The sequence below is a fragment of the Candidatus Nitrotoga fabula genome, from assembly GCF_905221025.1.
Classification (GTDB): domain Bacteria; phylum Pseudomonadota; class Gammaproteobacteria; order Burkholderiales; family Gallionellaceae; genus Nitrotoga; species Nitrotoga fabula.
The window spans coordinates 1-10,914 of sequence record NZ_CAJNBL010000002.1 but is presented as its reverse complement, the minus strand read 5'-3'; the positions used below and the strand labels follow the sequence as shown (position 1 = coordinate 10,914).

General features: G+C 45.9%; 10 protein-coding genes and 2 pseudogenes. 10 read left to right on the top strand and 2 right to left on the bottom strand.

The window, feature by feature from the left end; genetic code table 11:
* The first annotated feature begins 58 nt into the window (after window positions 1–58).
* The 4 genes from KJA68_RS00155 to KJA68_RS00140 all read left to right on the top strand — a co-directional run bounded on the left by KJA68_RS00155 (window position 59) and on the right by KJA68_RS00140 (window position 4,812).
* On the top strand, window positions 59–862 hold the full coding sequence (locus KJA68_RS00155) for an ABC transporter permease (protein WP_213034901.1): 804 nt from the start codon (window positions 59–61) through the stop codon (window positions 860–862).
* Complete coding sequence (locus KJA68_RS00150) at window positions 825–1,604, top strand: ABC transporter ATP-binding protein (protein WP_213034900.1); 780 nt, start codon at window positions 825–827, stop codon at window positions 1,602–1,604. The genes KJA68_RS00155 and KJA68_RS00150 overlap by 38 nt, the downstream gene beginning before the upstream one ends.
* A gap of 69 nt (window positions 1,605–1,673) precedes the next feature.
* On the top strand, window positions 1,674–3,167 hold the full coding sequence (locus KJA68_RS00145) for a glycosyltransferase family 4 protein (protein ID WP_213034899.1): 1,494 nt from the start codon (window positions 1,674–1,676) through the stop codon (window positions 3,165–3,167).
* 37 nt (window positions 3,168–3,204) lie between these two features.
* Entirely contained in the window at window positions 3,205–4,812 is a 1,608-nt protein-coding gene (locus tag KJA68_RS00140; protein WP_213034898.1) for a DUF2339 domain-containing protein, read from the top strand.
* A 92-nt stretch (window positions 4,813–4,904) separates the two neighbouring features.
* On the opposite strand, the gene KJA68_RS00135 is transcribed toward KJA68_RS00140, so the two are convergent.
* Window positions 4,905–6,005, bottom strand: a complete 1,101-nt coding sequence (locus tag KJA68_RS00135) for a glycosyltransferase (RefSeq protein ID WP_213034897.1) — start codon at window positions 6,003–6,005, stop codon at window positions 4,905–4,907.
* A gap of 171 nt (window positions 6,006–6,176) precedes the next feature.
* A complete protein-coding gene (locus tag KJA68_RS00130) occupies window positions 6,177–6,365 on the bottom strand; it encodes a hypothetical protein (RefSeq protein WP_213034896.1) in 189 nt (62 codons plus the stop codon).
* Between the two features lie 288 nt (window positions 6,366–6,653).
* On the opposite strand from KJA68_RS00130, the gene KJA68_RS00125 reads away from it, so the two are divergent.
* From KJA68_RS00125 to KJA68_RS00105, 6 genes and pseudogenes are all read left to right on the top strand, one after another.
* A complete protein-coding gene (locus KJA68_RS00125) occupies window positions 6,654–7,463 on the top strand; it encodes an FkbM family methyltransferase (protein ID WP_213034895.1) in 810 nt (269 codons plus the stop codon).
* A gap of 45 nt (window positions 7,464–7,508) precedes the next feature.
* Window positions 7,509–7,643 (top strand): annotated as a pseudogene (locus KJA68_RS00120) (IS1595 family transposase); the annotation flags it as partial.
* 79 nt (window positions 7,644–7,722) lie between these two features.
* A pseudogene (locus KJA68_RS10800) lies at window positions 7,723–7,905 on the top strand (transposase); the annotation flags it as partial.
* A gap of 29 nt (window positions 7,906–7,934) precedes the next feature.
* Window positions 7,935–9,752 carry a glycosyltransferase gene (locus tag KJA68_RS00115; RefSeq protein WP_213034894.1) on the top strand — a complete coding sequence of 606 codons (1,818 nt, stop codon included), beginning with the start codon at window positions 7,935–7,937 and terminating at the stop codon, window positions 9,750–9,752.
* 468 nt (window positions 9,753–10,220) lie between these two features.
* On the top strand, window positions 10,221–10,706 hold the full coding sequence (locus tag KJA68_RS00110; protein WP_213034893.1) for an IS5 family transposase: 486 nt from the start codon (window positions 10,221–10,223) through the stop codon (window positions 10,704–10,706).
* The coding region (locus KJA68_RS00105) for a transposase (RefSeq protein ID WP_213034892.1) at window positions 10,648–10,914 on the top strand (267 nt) is incomplete at its 3' end. The genes KJA68_RS00110 and KJA68_RS00105, both read left to right, overlap by 59 nt.

Sequence of the window (10,914 nt, the reverse complement as noted above, 5' to 3'; positions counted from 1 at the left end):
GATATTTCATGAACAAAATTAAGATAAAATACAGCCATGTATTATGACTGGTTTTCTGATGTCTGAAAAATTGCCAAACCTACTACGCTGGGGATTTGAAGACATCACCCACTCGGTTCGTACCCGGGACATGTGGCTTTATCTGGGGCGGCAGGATATCAAGATGAAATACCGGCGTTCAGTCCTTGGCCCATGGTGGTATACCCTATCCACCGGAATTCTTGTGCTGACCCTGGGTTTATTATGGTCCCAGGTTTTCAATCAGCCAACCGGCTATTACATGTCCTATTTCGCAGCAGGTATCGTCACCTGGACATTCATTTCAGGTTTCATAACAGAATCTGCAACTTCCATTACGCAATTTGAAGGTTTCATCAAGCAGCAGCACACCCATTTTTTCCAGTTCGTGCTCAGGATATATATCCGGCATCTTTTAATACTCGCCCATAATTTTCTGGTCGTGGCAATCGTTTTTTTGTTTGCCGGGCCGGGGGTTTCTTTCGAAGCCCTGGCTGCCATTCCTGGATTAGCCATCCTATCCCTGCTGATGCTGATGATCGGCGCTCCGGTTGCCATATTCTGCACGCGTTTCAGAGACATGCCCCAGATTATCAACAATCTGCTCCAGGTGATCTTTTACCTAACCCCTATCATATGGGAAGCCAAACAAATCGGGCGATTCCAGTTTGTTTCAGACTGGAACCCATTCCATGCAATGGTTTCAATCATCAGAAAACCCCTGCTCGGAGAACTTCCTGCAGCATGGGATTTTTTAATGATCTTTATCCTGATCGCAATCAGTACTCTGGCCACGGCCGGGCTGCTTGGCAAATACCGCCGAAGAATCGCTTACTGGCTCTGACATGGTTTCCATCAAGGCACATAACCTGAGCATACAGTTTCCTGTGTACAACGCAGCGCATCGCTCGTTCCGGGGGAATTTCATCAAAGTTGCCACGGGCGGAAGGTTCTCTTCCGACGTGACCAACCATGTCTATATCAATGCCCTGGATCAAATCAACCTGAATATCCAGAATGGAGAAAGAGTTGCTTTGCTGGGGCACAACGGCTCCGGAAAATCTACGTTGTTACGCGCGATTGCAGGAGTATATTATCCAACTGGCGGCAGCCTGGAAGTGGAAGGGTCCATATCAACCCTGATCGACCTTCACCAGGGGATGGATGCAGAAGCAACAGGATGGGACAACATTATCCTGCGTGGCCTGGCGATGGGCATGTCACGCGCCGAAATCAACGGCCGGAAAAACGAAATTGCAGAATTCTCCGAGCTTGGCGATTTTCTGAATATCCCGGTCCGGACATACTCCAGCGGCATGAAATTACGTCTGGCCTTCTCGGTTTCGACCTCCAGCCCGCGGAATATTGTCCTGATGGATGAATGGCTGTCCACAGGTGACGCCTCCTTTTCAGAAAAAGCCACCCTGCGCCTGATCGATTATCTGGGGAAGGCCTCCATCCTGGTGATTGCCACACACTCGGAAAAACTGGCAATGCGTATCTGCGACAGAATCGTTACCCTTTCCCACGGCAAAGTAGAAAATGATTCCCCAGTCATCAGCCAAGAAAAGGATTTTATAATTTGATACCGATCCGCCTTGTTCCTGTAGCCGGGCCTTGTCTGGATATTCCTATTGCTCCCGAAAAGGCAGGCCATGGGTAACGATTCCACCTGTCATGTTGTTGATCCCCTCCTGACAAACACGTTGGGACATGCATCAGGTTCTTCTGAAATCATGACGCCCACAGTGCAACCGCAGGCATCAGACCAGCTCCATGAACTGGAAACCCGGTTGCGCAAAGCCGAACTCCGCGCCAGCATCGCAGAAGAGCGGGCAAAACAACTGGAAAATGAACTGCACGGCATACGCCAAAGCTATTCATGGCTTCTGACTCATCCCTTGCGCGCCTACAATCCCAAACGAATTTTTCTCTTCACACTTCGCGGCATAGGACGTCAGATACTGCGGCATCCGCAACTGGTTGATGCAATCAAGCCACACCTCAAGGCCCATCCCTGGCTTTGGGAGAAAATCAAGCGCGAAGTCGTATTTAACCATACCCTGAATTCGCAATTCACGTGCAGGTTATGGCAAAGAATCACGGACAGGATATTTCTCAGCGAAGAAATACCGCAAGATAAGGAGGACAAGGAAGCAGGCTTTACCCTGATCCCATTTGATGGGGTGGCAATATATTTTGCCAATGGCCCCCTTGAGGACCGAAGAGGAATCGGTCGGGTGTCCAGGGAACTGTTGATCCAGCTGAAATCCCTTGCCGAAAATTCGGTTCAAGCGGAAAATCATGCATCTTCCCAGACCATACGCAAAATTTATTTTTACGCCTCTATTCATTGGTGCCCGGATACCTTGCCAGCGCCTTGCGTAGTCATGATCCATGACGTTATTCCGCTGCTTTTTCCCAGCGAATTTCCCGAAGCAATCCGGCACACCTGGGAAACCCGCTATAAAATCATAGCTTCCCAAGCTACCCGAATCGTCACGATCAGCCAGTCCAGCGCGGAGGATATTTCCTCCACCCTGGAGATCCCAAAAGACAAAATCAGCCTTATTTATAACGGCATCACAGAACTGCCGGTTTCCAGAAACCCTCCTGCTCCCCTGCCGGAAACCCCCTATCTGGTATTTCTCGGTTCACATGACCACCACAAAAACGTACATGTGGTATTACAGGCATTAACCCTGCTTCATCTCCAGGACATTCATCTGGTCATGATCGGGGACAACACGGGATGCAAAGACCGGGTCAAAGAATTGGGTCTGGAGGATCGGATTCATTTCCTGGGCAGATTAAGCGACGAGGACACGGGTTATGTAATCAGCAATTCACTGGCACTCGTTTTCCCCAGCCTGTACGAAGGTTTCGGGATGCCTCCCATGGAAGCCGCTTTACTTGGTACGGCCACCATTTGCAGCAGAAGACCCGCAATGACAGAGTTGCTCGATGGAGTGACGGTATTCGCCGAACCCGATTCACCCGAGGAATGGGCCAGCGCAATCGAAAATCTGCGTTCCGATGCCGAACTCAAACAATCCATCCAGTCCAGAGCCCTTAACCATGTGCAGGGTTTTTCCTGGAAAACATCAGCAATACATCTGCATCGCGTGTTCCACGAAGAAGCGCTCTAATTGCTACTCCATGGCAGTATGATATCATGCTGAAAAAATGAGAACCAAATATTTCGGTAAAACAACGAAAACAACAGACGAATTCGGGCGTATTCAAAATAACAGACAAGAAACCCGAGCTACGCAATGCTTATTTCAGGCATATTCCTATATCCAGTCAATTGAAAAAATGAAACGCAACTGGATATACAGATTATTCTCTTCCAGGAAATTCGAATTATTCATTTTCTGGATTGTTCTGGGCGCGGTCGCATTTTTACATGGCCGGTGGATACTGGTCCACTTCACATCACACGGATATCTCTTCGACAGCGGCTGGTTTGCCCATTTATTCGAGTCCGCCGATCCATTACTGAAAAATCCCAGAATCATCGACGAACTAAGCTATTACTCTACCCATCTGTCACCCTATTTATTTCTTTTTGGTGCACCGCTTGCGATCGGTTTCGGCCTGAATGGGGTAGAAATCTTTGCCATCCACCAAGGGCTGTTTTTCGGACTTTTCTATCTCGCTTTGTATCTGATTGCGGCCCCACCCAACGGGCTTCCCCAGCCGCACCGGCTGATCGCAATGATGCTTGCGCTCCTGATCGGAAGTTCAAACGTCCTGCTGTTCCAGGCAGCAGGGTATCCCCATTTTGAAATTTCAATGATTGCAACCACATCGCTGGCCCTTGCCACATATCTGCGTAACAGAAACTTTCTTTTTGTCCTTTCATTGCTCATGCTTCCGCTCATCCGGGAAGACGGCGGATTTTATGCCGCGCTCATCTGTTTACTCATCCTGACACTGAACTTCAGGCGCCAGGATGGCTGGAACCGGGAACAGACAAAGCTAATCATTCTTGCACTGGCCGGAGTACTGATTGCAGCACTCTGTTTTTTAATCAAGAGCAAACTCTTCCCAGGAGCCGATACCTTCGGGTCGAATTTTTCCGGAGATGGCTGGAGCCACCTGTCTGCTCATTTCATGGTAGAACGGCTGGCAAACCTGGTTTCTCAGAACAATTTTCTGATCATCATTACAGGAACCGTTACCCTGAGCAGTTACGACCGTCGATATTTGTCCGGACTGGTGCTGCTTTCACCGCTCATCGCCATTTACCTGCTCGCCGTGCGGGATGAACTAGGACAATTTACGCTGTATTACGGCCTCCCCTGGCTGCTGATTTGCCTGAATTGGGTTGCGGTTTTCGTTTCCCGTGGAAGGGGAAAAAATCCCCCGACAACCATGGAATGTCTACTGATCCTTGGACTCGCGCTATCCCTTTCTTCTCCAGTGCAGCATCTTCTCCACATGCAGGAAAACCACTCCAGGATTCCCATACAGGCAGTCAAGGCAGAACGGGGCGACATCCGGAGCATGATTGCTTTCCTCCAACCTCTAGTCCACCCGCCCAGCCAAGAGAAAAAGGATGAGATATGCGCGTCGATCGGAATTGCCGCACTGATACCCGATGCACTGAACCCGAAGCAGTTTATCACCGCTGAAAGCAGCCTGAAATCATGCAGGCAGATACTCCTGCTGCACGGCGACATGGACTACGATACCCTTAGATCACAGGCCACGAAAACCGGCTTTATTCTGCGCTCCCGCTCTGGAAATGCAGAGCACTGGTCCAAAAATGATACCGAAAAGCCCTGACCCACCGGCAGCGCAAAAAACCATGGACTGCGCATCAACTGCAACAGCTCGCACTCATCCCGAATATTGAAAAAACCGCTGCAATCGCCCGGCTACGCTTTCCACACCAGGAATCTAGACATAGAATAATTCCATCCCACTCCTGCCAGAATCCCTGCCAGTCCCGAAATCCACCAGGCCAGTCCGCTGCTGTTCAGCATGCCCGCAACGCCTAAGTTAGCCAGCGCACCGGCACTGCAAACCACCATAAACAAAGCCAGACCTCTGAACCATTTTGCGCCAAGCCTGCGATTTCTCCTGAAAGTCAGCATGTTGTTCAGCGTGTAATTCCAGACAATTGCCATCAGGATCGCCATGCCCTGCGATGCCAAAAACGTCTGTCCGTACACAAAGAGCAGACAATATAAAACCGCAAAGTGAATCACAACACCGGAACCACCTATGATGGCAAAGCCGGGGAACTTCTCCGGGATGACACCATTGCTCATCCGGCTCAGTACCTGCCCGACAAAATCAAGCACCACCGCCGAATCCAACTTTGATTCACCCGCATTGCGCGGCCTGAAACTGATCTGCATTTCCCGGATCAGCAGATTTCTGGAGCGAAGCGAGTACAAAATTTCGAGCAGTATCTTGAAACCGGATGGCCGGATTATTCTCGCCACTTGCAGGAACAACTTCCTTTCCATCAAAAAGAAACCGGTCAAAGGATCTGTCAGGGTCTGGTTCAACAAAAACCGGGATATCCGGTTTCCAAACCGGCTTAACCCGTTCCTGAAACCCGTATGCGATTCCTGTAAAACCTTATCCTTGAAACGCGAGCCAATCAGGATATTTGCCCCCGTTTCCTGGAGCATCTGGATCATCCTGACCAAATCAACCGGAGAATGCTGGCCGTCCGCATCCATTACAGCCACGTATTCTGTATCCGCCAGCAACATTCCTTCGACAACCGCAGAGCCCAGCCCTTGTCTTCCGATCCGGTGCAGGCAAAGGACTTCCAGCGGAAATCTGGTATTTTTAATGTGTTCACTGGTACCATCCGGGCTATCGTCATCGACATAAATCACCCTTTTGACAAACCGGCTGGAATCCGCCAGATACAGCTCCGACAGCAGCGAACCGACATTATCGATTTCGTTATATACCGGCAGGACCAAAGTAACCGACTGCGGCGCGATGATTCTGCTCATATTGACCTATCCGGTAAACCAACCATTAAAGGAATTCCTCATTCCTGACGACACTTGTATCTGCATTGATCATTTGGCGACAGACCCGAGGCTCCTTCCCGGAAGACCGCGTCTATTTCCCTTTCTCCAGCTCCATCCTACCCCGCCAGCGGGGATCCGGAGATCACAAGCCTAATTCCCATCAGGCAACAGCTCGTAACCCGCAGCTTCCAGATCATCCTGGCCGCTTAGGCACAACCGCACTTCCAGATCAAGGATTCCATCAGGGACATGCATTGTCTCATTTCTGAGCAGCATTGGGCTCTTCATTGCGGGTACCGAAAACCGGGCAAGTACAACCTTGCCACGTTTCGCTACCACATCTACAACGGCTGCAATGCAGTAGTTTCGGTCTGATCTGACAGTAGGAACTTGCCAAAGGATTCGGTTTGGAGTTGGAGTCCCCTCAAAACCAGGTACGATTCAAAAGTGTTGCGTTAAATAATTAGTGACCCCATAATTAATAATAATCACAAAGTTTAAACTACCGGCTTTAGCTGCGACTGACCTTTGCTATCAATCATAGTTAGGCAGCGAGCAGTATTACATATTATCGCTGCTTAGATTTGTCCGGTGATCTAACGACATTTCGAAATATTAAATGACCACATGAACGACTTGATTGACAGTAGAAACGAGCGGCCAATGGTGTACTTGGGAGGTAATCGTGCTCTTACCAAAACGATTTATGGTCATAAAATAATCGTCGACACAAGAGATCTCAGTTTGGCGCCTCATATTTTAATAGATGGATATTGGGAAAGATGGATAACCAATGTTTTTTCAGAATTAATTCTGCCCGGAATGGTGGTTCTTGAAATTGGAGCCAATGTCGGATACTACTCTTTGCTCGCAGCAGATAAAATTGGCGCAAGTGGAAAGCTGATTTGTTTTGAGGCGAATCCTGAATTATCAGATTTAATTTTTTACAATCTTGCTATCAACGGATTTGGTTCTCGCTCTGAAGTTGTTAATAAAGCCGTCTACTCAGAAGACACTATACTAACGTTTAAAATTTACGAGAAATTCCTAGGTGGGAGTAGTCTGTGGGGCAATGATGAGCAAGCCAAAAATTATCGAGACAAAATAAAAAGGATTCAAGTCGACGGTGTACGTTTAGATAGTCATTTTAAGCCAGGTACAAGGATAGATTTTATTAAGATTGATGCAGAAGGAGCGGAACCTTATATCCTTAAAGGAGCATCGCGTATTTTGAGCGAAAATCCACACGTGATAATTATGTTTGAGTTTTCTCCAAAATGTTTCATTTTAAATATGTCGGTTGAGATTTTCTACAATGAATGGACCAGATTGGGTTTTAAGATGTATAGAATAGAGCCCGATTCAACTCTTAGCACTCTTACACTTGCGGATGCAATTGCAACATCAACCTGCGATGTAATTTTAAAAGGGTCTTAAGAAGTTAAGCGCATTATAAAGTATTCTAACCTCCTAATATGGTTAATAAAAAACAGATATTATGCTCGTTCACGAATCAGCGAGGCTAAATTCAGGAAACTTGTGAAATGTTTTACACTCAATCTTACTGCTACTAATACGGCTAAGTTGATCGAAATCTCGGTTCGGTCTGTAAATAGCAACCAGAACCAGCACATCCTCTGCAAACACCATCAGTCCTTTGAAAAGTTGGTAGTTGCATAACCTCTACTTTTAGCTGACGAACAAGAATACGAATGGACTGATTCGGCAGTATTTCCCCAAAAAGCGGGACTTCACCACGATTACACAGCAGGAAATGGATATAGCAATGGAAAAATTGAACAGCCGACCCAGAAAACGACTTGGATACAAAACACCTAATCAGGTATTCTTCAAGTCAGGCGTTGCACTTCATATTTGAATCGGCGTGTTACTAGCTGCTGCAGTTTTATGATTTACACTGAGTCAGGTCAATTCTGTTTGCCGATCGCAAATTATATTACCCACAAATCCTATGTGGTTGTTGTTGCTCATCCGGATGACGAAATCCTGTGGTTTGGGTCAGTGCTTGAAGGGGCGCAGAAAATAATATTTTGTTACTGCGATGTTGCAACTGAAAAATCTCTTGGTAGTGCGCGACGAGCTGTCCTTTCTCAGTATCCCTATTTAAATGTTATTTCACTTGATCTACCAGAAGGTGATTTTTTTAATACAGCAAACTGGGAAAAACCGGAAGAAATATTTGCTGGAATTGCCCCCCTTGATTCAGAGGTACTTCTACGTTACAAGAATAATTTTAATGTATTAGTCGAAAAATTATCCCCGCATTTAGAAAATATTGATCTGGTTTTTAGCCATAACCCATGGGGAGAATATGGACATGAGGATCATGTTCAGGTAAATCATGCTGTTAGAACCATTGTTGCTGGCTATGGAGCAAAGATGTTGGTTCCGGAGATATATAGCGAAAAAACTTTGGTCTTACGGTCAAAAAATTGTAATGTTACGAATCTACAAATATTTACTAAATGTATTGATAGGGAAAATATTCTGGAATTGAAAAAGCTATACCAGGAAAATAATTGCTGGACATGGGCTGATGATTGGGAGCCAGTTGATGAAGATTATTTTTTATTATTGAATGAGGATGAGTATCAAATGGAAAGTGAGGATATCGAGAATGTCGAAGAGATATTTCAGATTTTAATAGTAGATGACGGTAAGATTCCGAATGAGATCCCGCCCCAGATTCAATCAAATATTGCTTCAATAAAAGCATTGTATCCTAAGTCCCGTCATAGATTGTTCAGTGGAAATGAGATACGCGGTTTTATCCGAGAAAACTTTTCTCCTGATGTATTGGATACGTATGATGCATTAACTCCTTATGCGTACAAAGCAGATTTGGCAAGATATTGTTTGTTATATTTCTACGGTGGTCTTTATGTTGATATTGGAATTTATCTGCTTCAGAAACTTCAGATTCCGGTTAACAGAAAAATAATATATTTTCGGGATCTTGTGACATCCAGCAATGTTTCATGGGCTGTTAGTAACGGAATTCTTTATGCGCAACCAAACTGTGAAGAATTCAAACTGGCGATTGATCTCGTTGTTTCCAATTTTAAGAATAGGCACTATGGAATTAACAGCCTTTGTCCAACTGGTCCTGTATTGTTAGGTCGGGTATTTGCCATGTTGTACCGTGCAGAGTCTTATTATTGTGGGGAAGTGCGTTATTTGGTATCAGATTTTCCGGAAAAATATCCGAGCTTTATCGATCCTGATGGAAATATGGTTGCTTGGGTAAAAAAACCAAAAGTTGGCTATTATCTAGGTTTTGCCGGTACCAATGATTATACTGATTTGTGGCGCCGTAAACAGATTTACGGTGACTTTGAAATGATATGGTCTTACACCGATGTAGCCATCCGATGTATAGAAAAAAATCGCATGCCGGCTGGTATCCAAATAATTAAGGAATATACTGGATACCAGTTGTATGGACCATATATATTTTTGAAAGCGGGTAAATATAAGGCAGTTATGCATTTTTTAACAGGTTCTATAAATGGAGTTCCATTTTTAGATGTATGCAGTAACGGGGGTAAGACTGTTTACTCTGATTCGTGTGTTGTTTCTAATGATGAGGTTTTTATAGAGTTTAGGTTAAATTCATCTTGTAGCGATCTTGAAATCCGTCTGGATAGCAAGAAAAAGTTTTCTGGGATATATTTGGGAATGAAAGTAATGGCAATGAAGGATTAACCGATAGAAATCAATTTGGTTTTTTAATATGTTTATATTACTAGGCGCTATTAGTTTACGTATTCCCTTTGAATTTTTTAGATAGACCAGAACTAATCCAAAGCTACGCTGCAAGGCATCAACAACATCAACAAAGGGAATGGCTGGCTATCAATATCCATTCGGACCACTGGATGAATATGTTGACATGGTTGAAATTAACTTTGATAAATATTTTGGATTGGATTATGGAGAAAGTGAATTTGCGAATGTAGATCGCATATTAATGGTACTGAGTAATTCTTGAGATATGCAAAATCAGGTTGGCAATATTAAACTGCGTACAAATACATATTATCATATCTGAATACTATAATACTGCATATAACTCAAACCAACTGTGATAACTTTTTTCTTGAACTACTTAAGCAGGGTCTGATTAATTTCTGGTCATGAGATAATTTGAGCAGTCATTTGGAAAGGGCATCCATGCGCCAGAGTACCTTCAGCAGCGGATTTGAGAAGCACAGCAAGAAGACCCGAAAGGAACGATTTCTGGGGGAGATGGATCAGGTCATCCCCTGGAAAAAGCTGAGTCAGGCTTTGGAGCCGCACTATCCCAACCCGCAGGGCGCAGGGCGAAGACCCATTGGATTGGAGCGGATGCTACGCATCTATTTCATGCAGCACTGGTACAACCTGTCTGACCCTGCAATGGAAGATGCGCTGTATGATTCGCGGGCGATGCGCGAGTTTGCGGGAATCGATCTGGGTAACGAAGCGGCGCCTGACGAGAGCACTATCCTTCAGTTTCGTCATCGGATGGAAGCTTGTGACTTTGGAGCCGAACTGTTGCGGCTGGTGAATGCACATATGGCGGATAAAGGACTGAAAGTATCGCGGGGCACAATTGTCGATGCGACCATCATCAGCGCCCCGTCCTCGACCAGGAACCAGGGGAGATTCTGCCTATAGTGGTCAGGGTGAAGTACTTGCGGAATATGCGCCACAGGCACAGGACTTCACTCATGCCCGAGCATATCGCAACGCACCCCTGACCGAAGAGGACAAACGGAAAAACCGAACCAAATCGAAGGTGCGCGCCAAGGTGGAACATGTGTTCCGCGTGCTGAAGTGCCAGTTTGGTTTTACCAAGGTCCGTTACCGTGGCCTGGAGAAGAAT

Coding starts and splice junctions, on each gene's coding strand:
- KJA68_RS00155 (WP_213034901.1), top strand. CDS start 59: ATGTCTGAAAAATTGCCAAACCTACTACGCTGGGGATTTGAAGACATC.
- KJA68_RS00145 (WP_213034899.1), top strand. CDS start 1,674: ATGGGTAACGATTCCACCTGTCATGTTGTTGATCCCCTCCTGACAAAC.
- KJA68_RS00140 (WP_213034898.1), top strand. CDS start 3,205: ATGAGAACCAAATATTTCGGTAAAACAACGAAAACAACAGACGAATTC.
- KJA68_RS00135 (WP_213034897.1), bottom strand. CDS start 6,005: ATGAGCAGAATCATCGCGCCGCAGTCGGTTACTTTGGTCCTGCCGGTA.
- KJA68_RS00125 (WP_213034895.1), top strand. CDS start 6,654: ATGAACGACTTGATTGACAGTAGAAACGAGCGGCCAATGGTGTACTTG.
- KJA68_RS00115 (WP_213034894.1), top strand. CDS start 7,935: ATGATTTACACTGAGTCAGGTCAATTCTGTTTGCCGATCGCAAATTAT.
- KJA68_RS00110 (WP_213034893.1), top strand. CDS start 10,221: ATGCGCCAGAGTACCTTCAGCAGCGGATTTGAGAAGCACAGCAAGAAG.